A 21,965-nucleotide genomic window follows, 5' to 3' on the forward strand; every position below is an offset into this window, starting at 1 on the left:
CAGGCCGCGATGACGCCACGACCACCCCACGCAGGAGGAACTACGGGTGCGCCAGGGAATCCTCCACACCCGGGGGCTTCTCCGGGCTCCGCCCCGCCGGCTCCGATGCTCCCGGGGCCCGGACACCTCACGACGCGCGTTCTCTCGGACAGTGGTGCCGTGAGCCGAGCGGCGCGTCACTCAGATGATTGAGCCGAGGACACCTCGTGGCCAGTGGCCGAGCCAGAACGCGGCGGTGGACGGGTCCGGATGGCCTTCGGTGGAGCCGTCGTGGGGCAGCAGTTCGGTGGGGGCGATGTAGCCGTCGCCGGGGTCCAGGCGGATGCGGAGGGCCGTGAGCGGGAGGCCGCGGGTGACGTAGGTGCGGAGGTCGTCGGTGTGCGGGTAGCGGTCGACGGGGTCGGGGTGGAGAGTGCGGCAGATGCTCTGGATGTCGACGGTGCCGAGCAGGAGGTAGCGGGTGCCGGGGCCGAGGTTGATGCACAGGCGGCGTCGGCCGAGGTGCTTCGAGTGGTAGGGCAGCTTGTCCCAGTTGTCGACGTGCAGTCCGATGCGACGTCCGTCCTGGTAGTTCGGTGTGGTGGTGACGGCGTTGGCGGGGCTGGCGGCCTGGCCGAGGTGGACGGCGTCGGGGTCGCCAAGCCGATCGGTCACCGATTCCAGCCTGGTTGGCGCTGGCCCGTCCGGGAGCCTGACCAGCTCGACCAACGTGCCGTTCGCGGTGTCGGCGGTGGGCATGAGACGCGATGCCAGGGCGGTGGTCAGGGACTGCCAGGGGCCGGCCGGCAGGACGGCCCCTGGCTCGTAGGTCGGGTCGGAGTCGACGGTGCGGACGCTGGCGGTCTGGCAGCGCGCGATGAGGGCGGCGGGGTCGTGGTGGGCGATGGCGAGGTTCATTCCGGGCTCCTCCCGGCTTGGTCTCACCGGCGGTCGTCCAGGGTGTCCGCGAAGGTCACGTCGAGTTCGGCGACCAGGGCCTCGGCGAGTTCGGCCTGCTGGGCCCGGTCGATGATGACCTTGCTCAGGTTGGCGGCGCCGCGGATCGTGCTCAGGTCGCATCCGCGCAGGTCGAGGTGCTGGTACTTGCCCCGACCGAACTCGGCCGCCTGCAGGCTGCAGGAGTCGAGGACGGCCCGGCCAAGGTCGCAGCCGGTGAGCGCGGCCTCGGTCAGGACGCACTTGGAGAACACCAGCGGGCCGGTCGCCCGGGCCTGTTCGAAGGTCGCGTAGTCGAGCCTGCAGTTCTCGAACAGCACGTTGTCCAGGGTCACGCCGGTGAGCTGGGCACCCATGATCTTGCAGTTACGGAAGACGACGCGGGAGAACTTGGTGTCGGTGATGCGGGCGGTGGCGAGGTCGCAGGTGTCGAACTCGACGGAGTCGAGGCGGACCTTGTCGAGCTGGACGCGGTCGGCGCGCAGACCGGTGACGCGGCCGGTGATAAGGCTGGTGTCGGCGAGTTCCAGGTCCCGCAGGTTCGCGTCCGCGTAGCGGAAGTCCTGGACGATGCCCCGTGCGGAGTCGAGCGTGCTGACGTTGGACAGGTACAGGCCGGGCTCGTTCAGGTCGGGCAGGGTCACGGTGACGCGGCCGAAGGTGCTGTCCACTGCGTGTGCTCCGCTCTTTCGGTTCAGGGGCCGGCCCGGGCCCGCTGGGGTGCGGGCCCGGGCGGTGTTTCGGGGTGGTGCTGTCAGCTCTTGTTCGGCCAGTTGTCCCACGTCGGCCGGTTGTCGAACGATGAGCCGGCGTTGTCCCAGGTGGGTCGGTTGTCGAACCCGGCGGCGGCAACGGCGTCCAGGCCCCCTGCGGTGAGGTCGGCGACCACCGGGGTGTCGGCGATGGCGAGAAGTTCGATCAGGGGCATGCGGCTTGCTCCTCTCGGACGGTATCGGACAGTGCGGTGACAAGGGCCTGCTTGGACACGCGGCAGTAGTTGGTCTCGGTGGTGTCCAGGCGGCCGTTCTCGAAGTAGCGATTGCCGGCCTGCGCCCCGCGGCAGAACCCGAAGTACTCGCAGGTGGCCTCGCACTCGTCCAGGCCAGTCAGGAACTCGCGCACGTATCGGAGTTCGTGTCCGCGCTCCAGCATGGAGCCGATGCTCGACTCCAGGACGTTCCCGGCCCGGAAGTCCTCATACGCCGGGTCGCTGATCCCGGCGAGTTCGGGCGAGAGCAGGACGACGTCCCCGGCCGAGGAGACGGTCGGGATGGGGTCGATCAGCAGCCCGTCCCAGGCGGAGGGGCCGTCGGCGCGCACGGCCCGCAGGTAGCTGCCCAGCCGGTCGACCTCCCGGACGGCCGGCTCGGGATGGCGCCGGGACCAGGCGATGGTGCGGCGCCAGAACTCGCAGGCCTGTTCGACCGTGGGCACCGCCCGGTCGGTGTTGACACCCTCCGTCTCCTCCATGTTCAGCCCCACGCTGTGGCAGCCGAGGCCGGCCATGAAGTCCAGCAGCCCTTCCGGGTCGCCGACGCTCTCGGTGCTGACGACCGCGATCACCGAGAACCGCACGCCGCACTCTCTCAGCCGGCCGATGCCCTTCATGATCCGGTCGAAGGCCGGGCGCCCGGCCCAGTCGACGCGCTGCCGGTTGAGCGCGGCCGGGCCGTCGATGCTCACCCCCACCCGGAACCCGTACTCGGTCAGGAAGTCGCACCAGGCGGGGGTGATCAGCACGGCGTTGGTCTGCATCGAGTGCTGGACAAGTCCGGCCTTCCGCAGCGGCTCGAACGGTGCCAGCAGCTCCGTGAAGCGCCGACGGCCGACGGCCAGTGGCTCGCCCGCGTGCCAGACGATCTCGATCGGCTCGGGCGAGGCGGCAGCGAGTTCGGCGGCCGAGCAGGCCACCGCCTCGGCGACCGCCACGGGCATGGGAGTGCGGCGGTCGCGTTCGGGCAGGTAGCAGTAGGAGCAGTCGAGGTTGCAGAAGCCGTCCGGCTGCACGACCACCGTCTTCGGGCGGCGGGCGATGCGGCGCCGGTAACGGGCAGCCAGGGTGTGCATCGTGCGCTCTCCTTCGCAAGGTCAGGCGGGCGGTTCGGGAGCCTCGGTGTCGGGGGCGGAGGCCGTGAGCCGGGACAGCGGGTCACCGGTGAGCTGATGGTCGGCCACGATGGCGAGCAGGCCGAGCACGACGAGGTGGCCGACCGTCCAGACCGACCGGAGGGCCGCGGCGACCGGGTCGCGGTCGCAGCCCCGGCCCGTCACCGTGTTCCGCCGCGTCGCAGGTCTGCGTGAACGGTCTTGCCGAATGTCTCCACCTCGACGCCCCAGTGGCCTCGGGTGAGCCGGTGGACCAGGTCGATGCCGCGGCCGGACTCCGCACTGGCGCCCGCGGCCTTGATCCGTACCGGAAGGGCGCGGGAGCCGTCCGTCACCGCGATCCGGACCGAGGCGGCCGTCGAACGGGTGATCCGAAGGGCCATCTCCTGGTGGCAGCCTGTCTTCGCGGCGTTGGCGACCAGCTCCGAGACCACCAGGGCGCCGTCGTCGACCAGGTCGTCGAGGCCCCACCCGAGCAGGGCTCGACGGACCGCATTCCGGGCCTGCGCCGCCGACTGCGGCCGGTAGGGCAGGTCGACAATCACCTCGGCGAGCGCCGTCGGCTCCAGCACCACGGCCTCCCCCGTCACGACGGCCCGCCCGAGTGCCGCCACAGGGCGGCCGAGAGCCGTACGGGAAGACGGACGGGCACAGACATGGCGAACTCCAGACACGTGGGCAGGGAGATAGGCGGCCGCCACCGAGGGGGTCCGGTAACGGCCGCCCACCCAGTGAACGACCATCAGCACGACGGAAGTGAGGAAAAGTTCGGTGCAGTCGGGTCCACCGGCAACCGGAAAACTTGACGACCCCATTACCCGAAGCCCTGCACAGCAGGTGACTGTCCGGCTACGTTGACCGCATGGTGGCCAACGTCGCTCTCCGCCGCAGAATGGCCGAACGCCGCATGACCAAGGCCGAGTTGGCGCGCGAAGTGAATGCCGAGATCAAGATCCTCACCGGGAAGCCGGGCACCGTATCAGAGCGCACGGTCCACAACTGGCTGACCGGTGCGACCAGCTGGCCCCCGGGGAAGATCCGGGTCGCACTCGGGGCAGTATTCGACTGCACACCCGAACAGCTCGGCTTCACCCCCACCAGCCGGGCCCGCACCACACCGGAGGCAGACGTGAGGCGACGCGACTTCATAGCGGCCGCCGGCGGCACCGCCGCGGCGGCCCTCGCCGCCACCGCGGCCGCCCCCTCCCCGCGCCGGATCGGCACCGCCGACCTCCAGCTCCTGCAGACCCGCTTCGCCGAGGTCGTCGCCAGCGACCACCGCCACGGCGGCCGGATCGGCATCGAGACCCGCGCCGTCCAGCTCGCGGACGAGGCCCTCGCCCTCCAGGAACGCGGCAGCGCCACCCAGCGGATCCGCTCCGCCCTGTATGCCAGCGCGGCGTCCTTCATGTCGTCCGCGATGTGGGCGGCCATCGACGGCCGCCGCTTCGACGCCGCCCTGGCACACCACCAGAAGGCCGCCTCCGTCGCCGCCATGTCCGGCGACTCGTCCATCCAGTTCCGGATCTGGTCGCACGCCGGCAGCCTCTACCGCCACCTCGGCCGCCCCACCGACGCCCTCGCCGCCAACGACGTCGCCCGCGGCCTGCCCATCGCACGCCGCGACCCGCTGTTCGCCTCCCTCGGCCACGCCCGCCACGCCGCCATCCACGGCCTCACCGGCGACACCAACGCCGTCCGCCGCTCCCTCGGCCACGCCCAGGACGCCCTCGACCGCGCCGACGACGCAGCGTCCAGGCCCATGTGGATCACCGCGTTCTACGACCAGGCCGAACTCGACTCCCTCGCCCTCGCCGCCCACCTGTCCGCCGGGAACTGGGAGGACGCCGAAGCCCACGCCCACCGCTCCATGGCCCTACGCCGCGGCGCCATGCAGCGCTCCCACGCCATCACCACCGTCCGCCTCGCCCACGCCCAACTCGCCCAGGGCGACATCGACCCCGCCGTCGCCACCGCCATGTCCGTCCCCGCCGAGGCCTCGACCCACCCGCGCGTCACCGGCATGCTGGCCCTCTTCGGCACAAAGCTCCACAACCGGGCCGCCGGCAGCCGCCCGGACCTCACCTGGACCCAGTACACCCACGACAGCAGGAGGACCCCCGCGTGACCGTCGAGCTCCGCCAGCACCTCGACCTCTCCCCCCGGGTTCGCCAGGACCTCCTGGACGTCTACGCCGATGTCCGGGCCCCCCTGCTCCACCTGCCGAACTACCGCGTCGAGACCTTCGCCGAACGCCTCGACCGCCACGCCACCGAACCCGGCTTCGAACTCGTCCTCGGCTACGACGGCGACATCCCCGTCGGATACGCCTACGGCAACACCGCCGACGCCGGCGACCGGTACTGGAAGCGCATGACCGAACCCCTGCCCGACGGCTACACCGACACCCCGGTCCTGGTCATCAAGGAGATCGGCGTCCGCACCCCCTGGCGTGGCACCGGCACCGCCCGCCGCATCCACGACTCCCTGCTGGCAACCCGCACCGAGGACCGCGTCACCCTCATGGTCAACCCCCTCGCCGGCGACGGAAAAGTCCAAGCCCTCTATGAAGCCTGGGGCTACGAGGAGTTCAACGCGCAGCAGCCCACTCCCGAATCCCCCCGTCTCACCGCCATGATCCGCCCCCGCTGACAACAGCCAACCGCTGTCGGGGCAAGAACCGGAGCAGTCGCCCTCCCGGACAAGCACGCCGCCGCGGCGTTCAGCCAAGCCAGACGATGTCGATCACATACAGCCGCCCCACCTGACGGTTGACCAGATAGATCACACCGAGTTCCCCGACGCAGGCGCGGCGGATACCGCCACCAGTGCCCGCGGCTCGTCCAGGTCGTTGGCGTAGGCCTGCCGCTCTGCCGCGCTCCAGGCGAAGGCGCCGGAGTCCCAGGCCTCGGCGAGCGGGACGACGTGGTCCACGTCGAGGAGCTTGGCCTCCTGCAGCACCACGTCGTCGTACGGGGAGTGCCAGATCCCGCCGACCAGGGCACACTTGGCGCCGATGACCGGGGCTTGGACGGCTTCGGCGATGAGGACTTCGGCGCGGGTGGTGCAGCCGTTCCTATCGGCGTCGATCCAGTGCCGGAACTTGGTGCGCTCGTAGCCGGTACGGTCCTCGTCCGCGACCGGCAGAGCGTCGATCGCCTCGTACAGCGTGGTGGTGACCGTCTCCCCCGCCGCCCGGTGAGCGGCGGCCGGCGCGGCGATGACCGGCGCGGTGAACAGCAGGGTAGTCGTGGCGACCGCGAGGGCAGCGGCCAAGGCAGAGCGGAGGCGCACGGCAGGGCTCCAGGAAAGTGGACGCGGATGCTGGTGCCTGTCCGGAGCAACGCGGGGAGGGCCGCTTGATGGCGGCCCACCGTTCGTGGTCATCCGAAGGTGTGGGCGGCACGGGTGGCGCGTGTCCTCGTGCATGATGCGGTAGGTCGCCCGGCCCGCTGGTCAGATGATCGATGCGAGGACGTCTCGCGCCAACTTCTGTCGGACACCCTCCAGCAGCTCCTGGGCACGTTCTGCGTCGACCTGGTCGGCTGACTTACCGTCCACCCGAGCGGAGCGTCGCGGGCTGTCGGAGGGCGCTGGTCAAGGGCCGGCGACGCGGCGCCAAGGACTGTGCGGTCTCGCTGCCGGCTACGAGGTCAGGCGCCGTCCGGCATCGTACGGTTGTGCGGCCACCCTGGATGCGTGCTCCCGAGGATCACGCTCTGCGGCCTCGATGCGGGGACCGGTCGGTGACCGTGAGCAGCGAGGAGGCGGTCGACCCGCTCTTTCGCCCGCTGCTGCCACGCGCCGTCGAGGAGATCCCGGACCGGCTGCTCCATGATGCTGCTCTCCAAGAACCTGAGGACGGCGTCGCCCTTCGTCTCTTGCGCCGGGGGGGACGGTTCGCTGGTAGTCCGTCGGTGTGAGCGACCGTTGGAAAAGTCGCTGCCCCGCCTGTCGCCATGCAGCAAGGTCGGGCAGCTTCTCCGGTCGGCACCCGACGAGGAAGGCTTCCACCTGTTCCCAAGTGAGGTATCCCGCGCCGGGCGAGAGCATGCGGTGAACAGTGCTCTTGGTGAGGGGCCGACCGTTCAAGCTGGGCGTTCCGGGCGATGGCGCGGAACGACAGGCCTCCGGCCTCGCGCTGGTAGGAGCGCAGCCCGCTCTGGAATACCAGAGCGCTTGCGATGCCCATCCTGACGGCAGGGCGCGACCCGGACGTCACGGAGGCGATGGTTCAAGGCCGCTCCACCGCGGCCCTCGAACGGCTCCAGCACGCCTTCCACGACACCGTCCGCCCCGCTGCTCCGCCTCCGGGACTTCCCTACTGGGCAGTTGGCCGGATTTCAGTGCGTCCGCGCCAGTACGGTGTCGGTGCGATCGCCAGGGGGCGCAGCAGAGGGAGGGAACTACATGGGGCAGCAGCTGGCGCGGGTGCCGCTGGAGGGCGGGGGCTCGATTCTTGTCGAGGCGGCCGACGGCGGGGTGGGGCCTGTGAAGGCCGGCCGGATCGGGGAGGCGATCCGGGACCTGCCCGCGGGTCTGAACGCGGCCCTGGAACCGGTGACGGATATGGCCCGCACCGTGCTGAGCCGGCTGCGGGACGCGGGTCCGGCGGAGTTGGAGGTCGAGTTCGGTGTCGACCTCGCGACAGAGGCCGGAGTCGTGATCACCAAGACGGCGGCGAACTGCCATCTGACAGTGAAGATGGTGTGGCGCAAGGACGAATCGGGAGCTGCGGCTGCCGACGGCACGTCGGCCTGACCCGGTGGACGTTCCGGGTGACGCCGGCCGGTGTGGTGGCAGTCAAGGGCTGGAAGCTGCCGTCGCCCAGGTCCGTGACGGGGCCGGGGCGGTCGTTGGGGCAGGGTTCTTGGTCGCTGCGGACCTGCTGGTGACCTGCGCGCACGTTCTGGAGGACGGCGGCTACGGCACCGGGGACATGGTGGAGCTGGCCTTCCCGCATGCGCCCGGTGCCCCGACGGTCACCGGCCGGGCGCTGGAGGACGGGTGGCGTGAACCGCAGGAACAGGACATCGCCCTGGTGCGCCTGGACCGCCCGGTGGGGGCGGCCCCTCTGGCCCTGGGGTCGGCGGCAGGCTGCCGTGGGCACCGGGTGCGCTCGTTCGGCTTCCCCCAGCAGGCCCCGCCGGGCGGGCACTTCGGGTATGCCTCAGCCGGCGACCTGCTGCCGGCCGCTGGCAGCAGCGGTGATCTGCTGCAGCTGACCGGCGCCAACGATCTCACGACGGGATTCAGCGGAGGTCCGGTCCTGAACGAGGTGACCGGCCTGGTCGTGGGCATGCTCACCTCGATCACCGCACCGGATGCCTACGACCGGGGCCTGGGCATCGCGTACGCCACCCCGACCACCGTACTGCGCGAGGTCTGGCCAGCTCTCGGCGAGCATGACGTGTCGCCCTACCGGGCGCTGGAGCCGTTCACCGCCGAGCACGCCCGCTGGTTCCGGGGTCGCGAGGAAGCCGTGCGCCAGGTCCTGACGGGCCTCGCCGGGCGGCGCCGGGTGGTGCTGCTCCTCGGACCTTCCGGGTCGGGCAAGTCCTCCCTCGTCCAAGCCGGGGTGCTGCCCGCGCTGGCCGACGGCCGGCTGCCCGGAAGCGACCGCTGGCGACAGGTACTCACCCGGCCCGGACCGGACCTGCAGGCGGCCCTCGAACGGGCCGGTCTCTCCGCGGCCCCCGCAGCAGCGATCGAGACGACCGTCACCGACCCGCTGACCGTCGACCTGGTCCCCGAGCGTGTCGTGCTGGTCATCGACCAGTTCGAGGAACTCCTCACACCCACCGGCGGACCGCAGACCCTGGAGACACTCCAACGGATCACCCAGGCAGTCGATTCGCACACCACCGTCAACGTACTTCTGGTGATGCGCGACGACTTCTACGCCCGACTGTCCGCCATGGCCCCCGGCCTGCTGCGCGCCGCGCTGCACTCGCGAGGCGTCCTCAACGTGCCCGCCGTGCTGACCGGCGAGGAACTGGACGCGATCGTCACCGGGCCCGCCCGTGACCTGGAGGTGGGCTTCGAGGACGGGCTGGCGCAGCGGATCGTCGCCGACGTCCTGGCCCTCAACCCCCACGCGGCCACGGACGCCGAGGCGCCGGTCACCGTGCTGCCGCTGTTGGAAGTCGCGCTCACCCGGTTGTGGGAGCGCCGCGGGGAGCACGACGGGCGCCTCACCCACGATGCCTACCGCCGCATCGGCGCCGTGACCGGGGCCCTGGCCGACTGGTGCGACGCGGCGCTGGGCGAACTCGACGAACGGCAGCGGGGGGTCGCGCAGAGGATCCTGACAGCCCTTGTGCGCCCCGCCGACGAAACCTTGCGGACTCCCGCGGTGCGCCAACAGCTCCCGCTCGACGCGCTGCGTGACCTGGCTGCCGACGGCGGCACGCCCGAGGCGCTGGCGGGAGTCGACGAGGTCTTGGCCGTCCTCGTCCGCCATCGCATCGTCACCACCGACCGGCTGCGCGAATCCGGCCCGGCGGAGGGCGAAGGCACTCCCGTGGTCGAGTTGATCCACGACGCCCTCATCCGAGACTGGGGAGCCCTGCGCGGGTGGGTCGAGCAGGACGCCCGGTTCCATGACTGGCTCCACCGTGCCCGCTTGCAGTACGCCCGCTGGCAGCAGCACCGCGACCCTCAGGACCTGCCCGGCGGGACCTTCCTGGCTGAAGGCACCGAGTGGGCGCGCAACCGCCGTCTCCCGGCCGACCTCGAAAGCTTCATCAATGCCGGCCGCCGCCGCCAGCGGGGCGCGATCCGGCGCAGCAGACGCCTCAACATCATCCTGTCGGCCGTCCTCGTTCTCGCCCTGACGGCCTCGGGTGTGGCCTTCTGGCAGTGGCGGGCATCGGTCACGGCTCAGCTCGCCGCGCAGTCCCGGCAGCTCGCCGCCCAGTCCACATCCCTGATCGGCGCCGATCCCGATCGTGCGTCTCTCCTTGCGGTCGCCGCCTACCGCAGCAGCCCGACCGAGGAAGCCATCGCCAGCCTCAGCGCCGCAGCGAACCTTCCCTTGCGCCACCGTCTCACCGGTCACACCCGCGGCGTGAACTGTGTGGCGTTCAGCCCCGACGGACACACCCTCGCCACCGGCGGCGGAAACGACTCCGTGCGGTTGTACGACGTGGCCACTGGCAGGACCGTCACCACCCTCGGCGGCACAGGCGGCAAATTTCTCATGGGGCACAGCGGGGACGTGGACTCGGTGGCGTTCAGCCCCGACGGGAACATCCTCGCCGCCACCAGCAGGCTAAGCGGCGTACGGTTGTGGGACGTGGTCACCGGCACCACGGTCGCCACCCTCGCCGGTCCCACCCACGGCGCGTTCTCGGTGGCGTTCAGCCCCGACGGACATACCCTCGCCACCGGCGACAGCGACAACGTCGTCCGATTGTGGGATGCGGCTACCGGCTCCACCGTTGCCGCGCTCACCGGTCACACCGACGACGTACTCTCGGTGGCATTCAGCCCCGACGGGCGCACCCTCGCCACCGCCAGCTCCGACGGCACAGCACGCCTGTGGGACATAGCCCGCGGCACCACTCTCTCCACTCTCACCGGGCACGCGGACGACGTTTACTCGGTGGCGTTCAGCCCCGACGGACACACCCTCGCCACCGGCGGCAGAGACGGTACGGCACTGTTGTGGGACGTGACCCTCGGTACCACTGTCACCACTCTCACCGGCCATACCAACTCCGTGACATCGGTGGCGTTCAGCCCTGACGGGCACACGGTCTCCACCGCCAGCCTCGACGGCACGGCACGCCTCTGGGACGTGGCCACCGGCACCACCGTCACCACTCTCACAGGCCACACGGGCGGGGTGGAATCGGCCGCGTTCCGCCCCGACGGGCGCACCCTCGCCACCGGCGGCCGCGACAGTACGGCACGCCTGTGGGACCTGACCGTCGGCACCTCCCGCACCACGGCCACGACTCTCTCCGGCCACACCGATGCCGTGACATCGGTGGCATTCAGCCCCGACGGACACACCCTCGCCACCGCCAGCTCGGACGGCACGGCACGCCTGTGGGACATGGCCACCGGCACCACCATCACCACCCTCACCGGTCACACCGGGGAAGTGCTCTCGGTGGCGTTCAGCCCCGACGGACACACCCTCGCCACCGCCAGCTCCGACGGCACGACACGCCTGTGGGATGTGACCACCGGCACCACCACCGCCACCCTCACCGGCCACGCGGACGAAGTCCGCTCGGTGGCGTTCAGCCCCGACGGACACACCCTCGCCACCGCCAGCAGAGACATGACCGTCCGCTTGTGGGACGTGACCACGGGTGCCGCCATCACCACCCTCACCGGTCACGGCCTCGGCGTGCTCTCGGTGGTGTTCAGCCCCGACGGACACACCCTCGCCACCGCCAGCCTCGACGGCAGGGCACGCTTGTGGGACGTGACCACCGGCGCCATCATCGCCACCCTCACCGGTCACAGCGTGCGCTCGATGGCGTTCAGCCCCGACGGACACACCCTCGCCACCGCCAGCCTCGACAGCCCGACTGCCCTGTGGGACCCGGCCACCGGCACCAGCGTCACCGCCACGGACAGCAGGGCAACATCGGTGGCGTTCAGCCCCGACGGGCGCACCCTCGCCGCTGCTGAATACTCCAGCCCAGTGGCATTGCGTGACGTGCACACAGGTGCTCTCATCACCGCCCTCACCGGCCAAAGCGGCGGGGTGAACTCCGTGGTATTCAGCCCCGACGGGCGCACCGTCGCCACCGCCAGCTCGGACGGCACCGCGCGACTCTGGCCCTATGCCGCACCGGACACCGCGATCCGCGCCGTCTGCGAGGCCGTCGCCCGCGACCTCACCGACTCCGAGCAAGCCTTCTACCTACCCGACCGACCTCTGGGGCCGATCTGTCCGGCCTGACCAGTCGGCACACCGCAAGCCTTGGCACGTCATTCGACCGAACGTCGTGCAACCGTCGACGTTAGCCACCGGGCCGACCTGCTAACGGGGTGTTGCCGTCGCTCCGGCCCCAGGGGAGCGAAGTTGTCCTGCTGCTCGGCCGCCCATCCCGATCGGTTCGGACTTCCAGCCACCCGAACCGATCGCCAGCTGGTAGCGCTCGGTAGCGTCGCTTGAGCGGTGGAAGACACTCCTCCGAGTCGCGCCTCGGAGACGGCGACCACCGGCAACCGCCCGTCGCGCTCTTCGGTGGCTGGCTCTCAGCCACAGGCAGCGGCGCCCTTCATGGTCAACCCGCTCGCTGGCGACGGCAAACGCCAGCGGCTCTACGAGACCCGGGGCCGCCAGGCCTTCAACGTGCAGTTGCCCGAAGCCTCACCGACGTGGTCGGGTCGCGCTGACGACACTCGCTGCCCTCGGCACGAGAAGCGGAAGGGCCTCCCGCCCGGACCGGCGCGCTGCTGCCTCGTTCAGCCGAGCCAGACGATGTCGATCACATACAGCCGTCCCGCCTGACGGTTGACCAGGTAGATCAGGCTGAGCTCCCCCACGCTGGCGCAGCGGCTGTCCTCACCCTCGGTGTCGGTAGTGTCCCAGGCCGGCCATCCCCAGGGGGCACGGGAGGCTATGTCGAGGAGGTCCCGGGCGAGTTGCCGGGTGTGTACGGGAAGGGCTGCGAGTGTCTGGCGGCCTTCGGGGAGAGGCGGGCGGGCCAGGGCGGGGCGTTCACGGGCGCGTGGAGGGGAAGAGCTGGTCGAGGTCGATTCCGTCCTCGTCGTGCATACCGCCAGCCGTGAAGGCGTCGACGGCGGGTGCGCTGTCGAGTCGGACCTGCCAGGTGCGGACCACATCGTGCAAGGGGGTCAGGTCGTAGGTCTGGCGGGAGTCTTCCAGGGCCTTGGCCCAGTCCCGTTCGAACGCCTGGAGCCATCGCGCCCTGCGGTCCTGGTCCTGCTGGCCGCGGATGCGGGTGAGGAGACGGGCAGCAGCGCGCGGAGCCGGGGCCTGCGGTGCAGTGGGAAGGTGGTTCGGCTGGGCGCTCATGCGAATCTCCTTCACTTCGTCGTCCGCCACGGTACGGCAATTCCAGTAGGCCGAGTGATGGGCGGATTCGCTTAGAACGCCGAACCAAAGCCATCGAAGCCTTCTTTGACCTCGCCGACACGATCATCACCGCGCGTAGCCTGATCCGCCGGGCCTAAACCACCCACCGCTGGGACACACGCCCCCGCCGCCGACCATGACCGCCCGTCTATCCGCGCGAGCTCTTAATGTTCTGCATCGTCCATGACGTGGCGGAACCGGCAGATTCTCTGCCGGCCAGGCTGGTCAGCGCGTTCGTCGGGGGGACGTGGTCGGCCGCGAAGGCTACGGTAGAGGAGGAGTAGCCGAGCGATCCAGCGTCTGCGGAGGTGGATCATGGCGAACGAATCGCACTACCTTGTGGCCGAGGCTCCGGATGGCGGCCGGTTACTCGTCGAGGCGCTTGATCTGGACGGTGGTCCGGGTGGCGGTGAGGTGCTCGTCGGGAGCGGGCTGCCTGACTTCGGGCAGGTCATGGCCACCGTGACTCAGCTCGCGCAGTCCTTCCAACACGCGCTGGAGCAGGCGAAGCCGAAGAAGGCATCCGTCGAGTTCGGCGTCAAGGTGGCGATGAAGAGCGGGGTGATGACCGGCCTGTTCGTCAACGCGGCCGGCGAGGCGGCGGTCAAGATCACCTTGGAATGGGGCGGCTGACCTCCAGGGTGGCAGTCGTGGACGTACCCTACCGAACCAAGCGGGACGACCACCGCAGCGCTCTGCTGGCCGCGACGGTGCGGGTCAGCGCGCGCGACGGCTCCGGCCGGGAGACCATGACCGGCACGGGGTTCTTCGTCACCGAGAGCTGGGTGCTGACCGCCTCGCATGTCGTCCCGGAGGGCACCACAGTCTATGTGCTGTGCGACGGCCGGGAGCTCCCCGCTCGGGTGCTCGACCGGAAGCCGCCGGTGGTGAGTTCGAACTACGACCTCCCCGACGTTGCACTGCTCGACGTGGCTGCCGCTAAAGAATTACTCCACGGACACGGGTGCATTGAGCTGACCGATCTGGTGCCAGGGGACGACGACGAGTTGTACGCCTACGGCTGGCCAGTGATCGGAGACAGGTCGACACAGCCCGGCATACCGATGCAGGACGGCATGCTGATGCGCTACGACAGCCCGCGCGGACATCCGAGCGGCCTGACGCTCTTCCTGACCAAGGGCCGGAAGGTCGAGCACGGCGCCAGCGGGGCTCCGGTCATCCATCTGGAGCGCGGGATCGTCGTGGGCATCGTGAAGCTTAGCCGTGATCTAGCCTGGGACGCTGGCGCGGTACTGCTGCCGACCAAGGCCATTCTCGCGGCGTTCCCCGGCTACCAGTTGAGCGAGCTCAACGCCGAGGCCACCCGGTCGGTCGACAGCGTTGAGACGCTGCGCCTGCGGTTCGGACGCGTGCTCAACCGGATTAGGGACACGCTCGCCGGAGCCGAGGCCGAGTGGCGCCAGAGCATGCTGGAGGCCTTGGTAGGCGGTAGCCCGCCAGCACCATCCCCCGAGGAGCTCGCCCTGACACTCCTCGACCTCCGCCTGGAGCAGCTCCGGGGCCCGCTCAAGCGCCTAGCCCGGATCAGGAAGGAGGCCGACAGGGCGCAACAGGTTCTCCGTGACACGGCGTGCTGCTCCTGGGTGCATGAACGGCCATGGGTCGAGCCGCACGGTGCGGCCCTGCTCGCCGAGGAGCGTGCGGCGAACCGCCCGCGAGTCGTGCACGTGCCCTGCGCGGACCGGCTGACCGGGCGGATGTATGTCGGCCGGGCGGCCACCAGGGACGACTGGGCCATCGCCGAACTCACCACGCCGGACGCGGAGGCGGACCAGGAGACGGGGTTGCCGGCGCGGCTGCTGCACGCGATCCGTGCGGAACTGCTGGACAACCTGACCGACGTCGCCGACAGCAGCAATGAGGAAGCCGTCCGGAGGCTCTGGGGGCAGAGGCGCGATGACGCCCTCGATCAGGCCCGTGACCTCCTGCTGGTGCTGCCCCCGGGGACGGCCGACCAGGATGCCGAACTCCTGCTTGCTCTCCGGCAGGAGTTCCCGGGTTGCACCTTCGCGATCTTCGCTCCGAGTCTGGCACCCGGGCTGGGCGCGGCCCCCGACTTAATGCCGCTGCCCGCCTCCCTGCCGCCCGAGGACGAGGCGTACGCAGTGCAGTGGTACCACGACACGGCGTGCCAACTTAGGAAGGCGGCCGAGAAATGATCGGACAGCGGGACTATCGACGCGACTTCGACCCTCCCCTGCGACCGCCCGATCCCGAGCCTGGCAAGTTGGCCCCCGGCTTGGAGCACAGGGCCCGGATCGGCGACCGGACCACGGACCAGGTCTACGTCTACGACGAAGAGATCGTGCTGGCCGTGAACATCGCGCTGGCCACAGGCCGCCCGCTCCTGGTCCGCGGGCACCCCGGCACGGGGAAGTCGTCACTGGCACCGAACGTCGCCCGGCACCTCCGGCGGCGCTTCTACCGGACGACAATCTCCTCCCGCACCCGGGCCAGGGACCTCCTGTGGACCGTCGACGAGGTGGCCCGGCTCTCCGATGCCTCAACCGGGCAGGCCGGACCCCGCCCGCATTACGTCGTTCCGGGCGTCCTCTGGTGGGCCTTCGAGCCCGAGTCGGCCCGCCGCCGCGGCGTCGGGTCCGCGGCGTCCGGCCCGCTACCGGACCCCAACGAGGGCGTGCTGAAGGCCGACCAGGCCGTGGTCCTGCTGGACGAGATCGACAAGGCGGACCCGGACGTCCCCAATGACCTCCTGGAGCCGCTCGGCTCGTACTGTTTCCGCCGAGAGGACGGCCCGGTGGTCGCGGCCTCGGCGGCGCCGCTGGTTGTGGTCACCACCAACGAGGAGCGCGATCTGCCCAAGGCCTTCCTGCGCCGCTGCGTCGTCCTCGTACTGCGGCCGCCTCTCCCCGCCCGACTCAGGGAGATCGCCCACGCGCACTTCCCGGCGGAGTCGGCGGGCCTCTTCGCCGACATTCTTCAGTTCATGGGCGGCAGCGGCGACGGCGGACCGGCCCCGGGAGCGGCTGTCACGATCAGCACTGCGGAGTACCTCGACACCATCTCGGCGGCGGTCGGCACCGGCATCCGTCCGGGAGATCCGCTCTGGGCGGCCGTCGTCGAGGCCACCACGCACAAGCCGCCCGGGCTGGACCAACCATGATCCCGCTGTTCCCGGCCCCCTACCGCCGCCCGCCGAATGCGCTCGGGGATCTGGTTCGGGTCGCCGCGCGGCTGCGGCCCAGCTCACCGAACGTACTGGCCCGCGCCGCTGCGATGCTCGGGATCAGCCTCGACCTCCCCGCTCCTGAAACATCCGAGCCGCTGCCATCGCCGCCGGCACCACCTTCCACGCCACCGGCCGCTGCGGATCGTCGAGGGGGCCGGCGCAGCAGCGAGGACAGCGAGGCAGTCCGCGCCGGGGGCGATGACCCCCGGCCGGGCCGCTCAATGACCGCCGAGCGGCTGCCGGCCTCACCCCTGCCGCCCAGGAAGATGCCGGGGACGGTGACCGAGCTACTCGATGCGCTGTCGCCGGCCGGCGAGCCACCGGACCGGGCACTGGTGGGGGCTGAGCTGTTCCGCGCCGACCACCATCGGGCGGTCATCACCGCCCTCGCCGCCATCGACCGCCCCGGCACGGAGCTGGACCTCCCACGTGCCCTGGACCTGCTGGCCCGTCGTCAGCCGATCGACGAGCTGCCACTCGCGCCAGCCCGTACCACCCGGACCGGCCTGCACCTGCTGCTGGACATGGGCCCGTCGATGCGCCCGTTCCTTCGGGACCTGCGCCTGCTGACCGAGCGGGCGAGGCGGGTCGTCGGTCAGCAGGAGGTCACCGCGCTGCGGTTCGCGGGTACTCCGAACACGGTGAGCCCACTGCCCGACCGGCGGATCGAATCCGCGTACCAGCCGCCACGGCACCCCTGCGCCGTGCTGGTCGCCACCGACCTCGGGATCGGTGCGGCGGCAATCGGGGTGACACCGGCCTCGGCGCAGGAGTGGCTCGCCTTCGCGCGGACCGTGCACACCGCTGGCTGTCCGCTGGTCCTCCTGGTGCCCTACCCGCCCGATCGACGTCCCGACTGGACCTCCCGGCGGTTCGCCGTCGTCAGCTGGGACCGCGTCACCGATGTCGGCCGGGCCCGCCGCGCTGCCGGCCGGGCGGCCGAGCTGCTGCAGGGCCCGCGATGACCCCGGCCACCCGGATCGCCCGGCTGCGCGCGGCCAACCCCGCCGCGGCCCGGCTTGCCCTGGCCTGTTCACTGGCTGTACGGGTGGAGCCGGGGCTGCTGCGCGGCCTGCGCCTGCTGATCCCCGGCGCTGGCGCCGATACCGAAGCCGACCTGTACTTCAGCGACCTGGTGACTGCCCGGGACATCACCGCGATCGCACTGGACGCCTCGGTGGCCCGTGCACTGCGGCGTGAGCTCGCCGCGCCCGACCACACGCGGCTGCTGCGCGAGGCGTGGCAACTCGTGCATGCCGCACACCTGGAGGCGCACTGGTCGGTCAGACTCGAGGAGCAAGTGAACTACCTCGATGCCGCCCGGCCGCCGCGGGCCCTGCAGCTGATCGAGGATCTGGTGCTGGCCGGCTTGGCCGAATTGGCTCGGCAGCCGGGTCAGAAGGGCATGGCCCGGTGGCTGCTGGGCGCCGTCGCACGGCTGCCCGCCGACATCGCCGCGGCACCGGTGTCCCGAGCCGCGCAGGCCGCCGCCGGGGCCCTGCTGGACGGTCGGGCCGGGCAGGTCAGCGATACCCTGACGCCGGAGGAGGGCGAGCTCTGGTTGCCTTGGCTACTCGAGGGGCTGCCCACCACCAGCCTGCCCGTCCGGCTCCTCAACGGTGCGGTGGTGCTCGGCGCCACCGACCCGGACGCGCTCCCGCTGGAGGGCATCCCGCAGACCGACCCTCTGGTGGTCGAAGCACGGTGGCAGGACGGCGAACGGGCCAGAAGTGTCCGGGTCGGTGTCAATCCCGGTGAGCCCGTGCGGGTGGAGACCGGCACGGACACGGTGACGCTGGTCTTCCTGTCCGGGCTCGCCTACCGGCTCCGCCCGACCGACCGGAAGGCCCGGTTCGACGAGCCGTGGCACGCGGCCGTCAAGGCAGGGCTGCGGCCCTGCCTTGACCGGTCGGCGGAGCTGGCCGAAGTGCGCCGACTCCTTGCCGATCCCTCCGATGCCACGGACTGGGTCGCGGTGTGGGGGCCGCCGGGCTGCGGCAAGTCCGTTCTGCTGGTCGCCGCCACCGACGAGCTGCGCGCTCGGGGTGTCGCGGTGATTGAGCACTTCTTCGGCTCGGGGTCGCCCGAGCGCGACGAATCCGGCCCGCTCGAGGCATCGCTCTTGGATCAACTCTGCGCGGAGTATCCCGACTTCACACAGGTTGCCGGAGCGGAACCGGAGTCAGGCCGACGCGGGCTCGCCGAAGGCCTGGGCGCATTGGCTGCGGTAGGGGCATTCAAGGCCAGGCCGCTGGTGATCATGCTCGATGGCCTCGTGGCGGGCGATCTCGATCCGCTCAGCCGGCCACCGATGGACCCAGTGCCCACGTGGTTCCCCCCTGGGGTTCGCTGCCTGCTTGGGCTGCGGGCCGAGAGCCCGGACCGTCTTGCCGCGTTACGGGGTCGGCTGGTGCCCACCCGTATCCGCCTCCGCCCCGTCGCCCTGACGGACAACACCGAGCTCTGCCGGGCCATGCTCGTGCACGAACGCGCCAACCTGGCACGGGCCTTCGCCGTACCGCTCCCCGGGGAGGGGCGCCAACTCCTCGACCTGGTGGACGCGCTGCCGGGCCGGCTCGGCCGCCTCCTCTCCTGGCTGCGCGGCCGACCTGCCGGATCGGTCGAACTCGACGACATCCCGCCCTCCTTGACCGTCCGCTGGGAGCCCCAACTCAATTTCCTCACCAGGCACTTCAGCGTCGATCCGACGCCTTGGCTGCTGCTGCTCACGGCCGCCGAAGGCCGCAACACCTGGGCCGACTGCGCGGATTCCCTGGCCGAATCGGACGACTGGGCACGGTTCAAGGAGGTGTGCACGCAGACCCGACTGGTCGAGCCGTCGGCGTTCGACGACTTGGTCCGGCTCGCCGACCCCACGGTCGGCGAACGCATTCGGGAGCTGGCTGCCAACGGCGCTGACCTCCGACTCGCCCATGCCATCCTGGCCGACCTCGTTCCTCGGCACCCCGCCCCACTCGCCGTGGAACTCACCTCTCGGACCAGGCTGACGGCAGCCGTCCACCACGCCCTGGCAGCCGATCGACCCTCCACTGCCATCGACCTCTGCCTCAAGCTAAGGTATCTACGGGCGCGTTACGCCGACGATCCAACCGCACTCGTGGCTGACCTCGCCGAGGTGGCCGACCGCACCGGCGATCCGTCCGTCACCCACCTCCGCCAGGCCGTTCACGCTCTGGCCACCGCGCAGGTGCCGCCCGCTGCCTTCGCTGCCCAACTGCACGACCGGTTGCGCGCCCGTGTGCCCCGGGCGGACCGGCTCGATGAGCTATTCACCGAGCTCCTGGCACGTCCACCACTTCGGGTCTCCCACGTCCTGGGCGACCACGAACTGCGGGGCTCCCGTACCCCGTTCCGGTACGCCGAAGAACGGCACCTCGCCGCCGGGCTGCTGGGCCGGGCCGCGAGTCTGGTTCTGGTCACCCCGACCACCGCCCGCTGCCCGGGCAACGACGCGTTGCTGCGGATTCCCGGCAGCTCGCTCCAGGCAGCCGTAGCCGGTCACGACCGAATTGTGGCCTGGTCGGACGGGGAGGTCGTGTCCGTGTCCGTCTACCCTCCCTCGGTACCCAATCTCACCACTCTCGGGCCACTCAGGGTGATGGTGGACTTTGCGGCCGCTACTCGGGCTGGCACGGTGCTGGCCGCCGCCGACGGCACCGTGCAGTATCTGTCCCCTGCCGGGGCACGCCGAACCAGCCTGCTGACTGGCCACGGCGCCCGCGTCACCGCCGCTGCACAGAGCAAGGCGCTGCTCACGCTGATCACCACGAGCGAAGACGGCACCATCCGGCTCTGGGACGCCGATCGCGGCCGGGCTAGGGTGTTCACTGACGGCCGGGGCGCCGTCCGCTGTCTGCAACTGCTACACACCGAGCCCGACTTCGTCACAGGCGGCGATGACGGCTGGGTACGGTGGTGGGACGCAGGGCGTTCGGCCAACTCCCCAACTGCCCGGCGGGCGGGCCACCAAGGACCTGTCTTGGCCCTGGCCATGCTCAGGGACGGCCGCGTGGTCTCGGCCTCCGCCGATGCTACGTTGCGGATCTGGAGCCCCACCGGCCTCGATTCGCTGGTCCTCACTGGGCATGAAGACGCCGTGACGGGATGCCTCGAGACCTCACGCGGGATCCTCTCCTGGGGCGCCGACGGCACGGTTCGCCACTGGTCGTCACACGGCGGTCCGGCCTGGGAGGTGGTGCGCGGCTTCCCGGGCGGAATCCGGTCGGTCAGCGCGAGGGGCGACGCTTACGCAGTGCTGTGCGGGGACGGCTCGGTCGAGTACGGGGACCTGCTCTCCGTGCCGGGCACACCCCACGAGGGTCTGGGCGGTCTAGCGATCACGGATGACCGCGCCTCCTTGACTGTGGGCCGGTCGATGGTGACGGTTCTTCAGGACGGTTCCGTTGACCACAAGGAGCCCTTGCAGACCCAGCTGAGGGCGATGTCGGTCGCCTCGGACGGGCAGCTGGCCGTCGCCCTGGACACCGACGGGCATGCCTGGGAGCTCCGGCCGGTGCATGCAGGCGGCTGGGCGGTACCCCGATTCCCTGTACAGACACCTCCGCTAACGGGAGCGGCCCTTCTCGCCAGCCTGCCGCACAGGATGTTCGCGTTGTCGGAGGGGCGGCAGGTGCGACTGGGCGGCACGGCTCGTGCCAATGCCGACACGGAGCTCCCTGACCGCGTCACCTCGCTCGCGCCCGTCTCCTCGCTCGACCCCGTCGACCGTCTGGTCGCGGTCGGGACCGCGGACGGCAACGTCCACCTGCTGCACGCCTCGACTACCAGGACGGTCCGCGTGTTCACCGCCGGCCCCGGCCCGGTCAAGGCCCTGACGACGATCGACAGTCGCTGGGTGGCCGCTGGAGGGGCCGACGGTACCATCCGCCTCCTATCGCTCGGCCCCTCCTGGCCCGCCCAGCAACTGCTCGCCCATACGGGTGCCGTCACCGCTCTCGCGAGTGTGGGCCGTCGGCTGATCTCCGGGGGTGCCGACGGCCAGCTGCTGCTCTGGCAGCCGGGGGTGCCGAGACCGCTCCACACCGTTGTCCTGGACGGCGCGGTGACCGCTCTGGCGGCCGGGGACGGCTGGCTCGCCGCTCGTGACTCAACCGGGAACCTGTGGCTGCTCGAACTCGACGGACGCGGATCGCTACCTCCCCCCAGGGTCGCCGGGTCCGTCGCACCACATGAACTCCCCGACGAAGGGGTGTCGCTCAAGCGGCCGGTGGCTGATGAGCAGATCGTCGCCGAGCTCGGTCTCCTCGCCCGTGCCGACGTCGAGTTGTCCACCGTGACCGCCCGGGCCGGGACTGTTCCCCTCCCGATCGATCTGTGGTTCGGCCTCACCCCCGACACCGCAGAGACCACCGGGACACCCCAACCCGTCAGTCGCGACGCGGACGGTGGGCTCCGGCCGCCGCTGTGGCTACCGCCCGGAGAGATGGTTTGGCTCTGGGCCGTGTCCACGGTGGAACCCAGCGGACCAGTGTCGGTGGACTGCCTTCTCTCATCGCCCCAACTCGATCGCTATCAGACAGTTCTGACGTACAGGCAGCCGCCCTCGGTCGTCTTCCGCTCAGAAGGTGGTGTGGACCATTGACAGGGCGCGGGCGTATCGGCTAT

17 protein-coding genes are annotated in these 21,965 nt (G+C 70.8%); 9 read left to right on the forward strand and 8 right to left on the reverse strand.

The annotated features are described in order from the left end of the window. Window positions 1-180: 180 nt before the first annotated feature. The 6 genes from ACGFX4_RS37175 to ACGFX4_RS37200 all read right to left on the reverse strand — a co-directional run bounded on the left by ACGFX4_RS37175 (window position 181) and on the right by ACGFX4_RS37200 (window position 3,614). A complete protein-coding gene (locus ACGFX4_RS37175) occupies window positions 181-897 on the reverse strand; it encodes a hypothetical protein (protein ID WP_393084638.1) in 717 nt (238 codons plus the stop codon). 23 nt (window positions 898-920) lie between these two features. Continuing rightward, window positions 921-1,607: a pentapeptide repeat-containing protein gene (locus ACGFX4_RS37180; protein ID WP_393084640.1), complete on the reverse strand. Its 687-nt coding sequence runs from the start codon at window positions 1,605-1,607 to the stop codon at window positions 921-923. Window positions 1,608-1,690: 83 nt separating this feature from the next. After that, the gene (gene amcA, locus ACGFX4_RS37185) at window positions 1,691-1,864 is read right to left on the reverse strand and encodes a multiple cyclophane-containing RiPP AmcA (protein ID WP_393084643.1); all 174 of its coding nucleotides are present in this window, start codon (window positions 1,862-1,864) and stop codon (window positions 1,691-1,693) included. After that, complete coding sequence (gene amcB, locus ACGFX4_RS37190) at window positions 1,855-3,003, reverse strand: cyclophane-forming radical SAM peptide maturase AmcB (protein ID WP_393084646.1); 1,149 nt, start codon at window positions 3,001-3,003, stop codon at window positions 1,855-1,857. Before amcB ends, amcA begins: the two co-directional genes overlap by 10 nt. A 21-nt stretch (window positions 3,004-3,024) precedes the next feature. Beyond that, window positions 3,025-3,207, reverse strand: a complete 183-nt coding sequence (locus ACGFX4_RS37195; RefSeq protein ID WP_393084649.1) for a hypothetical protein — start codon at window positions 3,205-3,207, stop codon at window positions 3,025-3,027. Continuing rightward, window positions 3,204-3,614 (reverse strand): ATP-binding protein, encoded by a 411-nt coding sequence (locus ACGFX4_RS37200; protein ID WP_393084653.1) that lies wholly within the window; start codon window positions 3,612-3,614, stop codon window positions 3,204-3,206. Before ACGFX4_RS37200 ends, ACGFX4_RS37195 begins: the two co-directional genes overlap by 4 nt. 290 nt (window positions 3,615-3,904) lie before the next feature. On the opposite strand from ACGFX4_RS37200, the gene ACGFX4_RS37205 reads away from it, so the two are divergent. Together ACGFX4_RS37205 and ACGFX4_RS37210 are read left to right on the forward strand one after the other, a co-directional pair. Continuing rightward, entirely contained in the window at window positions 3,905-5,170 is a 1,266-nt protein-coding gene (locus ACGFX4_RS37205; RefSeq protein ID WP_393084656.1) for a helix-turn-helix domain-containing protein, read from the forward strand. Then, window positions 5,167-5,694 carry a GNAT family N-acetyltransferase gene (locus ACGFX4_RS37210; RefSeq protein ID WP_393084659.1) on the forward strand — a complete coding sequence of 176 codons (528 nt, stop codon included), beginning with the start codon at window positions 5,167-5,169 and terminating at the stop codon, window positions 5,692-5,694. The genes ACGFX4_RS37205 and ACGFX4_RS37210 overlap by 4 nt, the downstream gene beginning before the upstream one ends. Before the next feature lie 132 nt (window positions 5,695-5,826). Here the strand turns inward: ACGFX4_RS37210 and ACGFX4_RS37215 are convergent, their stop codons facing one another. Further along, a complete protein-coding gene (locus ACGFX4_RS37215) occupies window positions 5,827-6,336 on the reverse strand; it encodes an HNH endonuclease (RefSeq protein WP_393084662.1) in 510 nt (169 codons plus the stop codon). A 1,116-nt stretch (window positions 6,337-7,452) separates the two neighbouring features. On the opposite strand from ACGFX4_RS37215, the gene ACGFX4_RS37220 reads away from it, so the two are divergent. After that, entirely contained in the window at window positions 7,453-7,803 is a 351-nt protein-coding gene (locus ACGFX4_RS37220; protein ID WP_393084665.1) for a CU044_2847 family protein, read from the forward strand. Window positions 7,804-7,912: 109 nt separating this feature from the next. Then, window positions 7,913-11,965 (forward strand): trypsin-like peptidase domain-containing protein, encoded by a 4,053-nt coding sequence (locus ACGFX4_RS37225; RefSeq protein WP_393084667.1) that lies wholly within the window; start codon window positions 7,913-7,915, stop codon window positions 11,963-11,965. Window positions 11,966-12,730: 765 nt separating this feature from the next. Here the strand turns inward: ACGFX4_RS37225 and ACGFX4_RS37230 are convergent. Continuing rightward, on the reverse strand, window positions 12,731-13,048 hold the full coding sequence (locus ACGFX4_RS37230; protein WP_393084670.1) for a DUF6247 family protein: 318 nt from the start codon (window positions 13,046-13,048) through the stop codon (window positions 12,731-12,733). Between the two features lie 375 nt (window positions 13,049-13,423). Here ACGFX4_RS37230 and ACGFX4_RS37235 point away from each other — a divergent pair, with 375 nt between their 5' ends. The 5 genes from ACGFX4_RS37235 to ACGFX4_RS37255 all read left to right on the forward strand — a co-directional run bounded on the left by ACGFX4_RS37235 (window position 13,424) and on the right by ACGFX4_RS37255 (window position 21,942). Next, complete coding sequence (locus ACGFX4_RS37235; protein ID WP_393084673.1) at window positions 13,424-13,741, forward strand: CU044_2847 family protein; 318 nt, start codon at window positions 13,424-13,426, stop codon at window positions 13,739-13,741. A gap of 17 nt (window positions 13,742-13,758) precedes the next feature. Then, the gene (locus ACGFX4_RS37240) at window positions 13,759-15,288 is read left to right on the forward strand and encodes a serine protease (protein WP_393084676.1); all 1,530 of its coding nucleotides are present in this window, start codon (window positions 13,759-13,761) and stop codon (window positions 15,286-15,288) included. A gap of 80 nt (window positions 15,289-15,368) precedes the next feature. Then, a complete protein-coding gene (locus tag ACGFX4_RS37245; protein WP_393084679.1) occupies window positions 15,369-16,253 on the forward strand; it encodes an AAA family ATPase in 885 nt (294 codons plus the stop codon). Next, window positions 16,250-17,284, forward strand: a complete 1,035-nt coding sequence (locus ACGFX4_RS37250) for a hypothetical protein (RefSeq protein WP_393084682.1) — start codon at window positions 16,250-16,252, stop codon at window positions 17,282-17,284. Before ACGFX4_RS37245 ends, ACGFX4_RS37250 begins: the two co-directional genes overlap by 4 nt. Then, window positions 17,281-21,942: an NACHT and WD repeat domain-containing protein gene (locus ACGFX4_RS37255; RefSeq protein WP_393084685.1), complete on the forward strand. Its 4,662-nt coding sequence runs from the start codon at window positions 17,281-17,283 to the stop codon at window positions 21,940-21,942. Before ACGFX4_RS37250 ends, ACGFX4_RS37255 begins: the two co-directional genes overlap by 4 nt. The last annotated feature ends 23 nt before the right edge of the window (window positions 21,943-21,965 follow it).

The organism is Kitasatospora sp. NPDC048365, from assembly GCF_043200835.1.
Lineage (GTDB): Bacteria > Actinomycetota > Actinomycetes > Streptomycetales > Streptomycetaceae > Kitasatospora > Kitasatospora terrestris.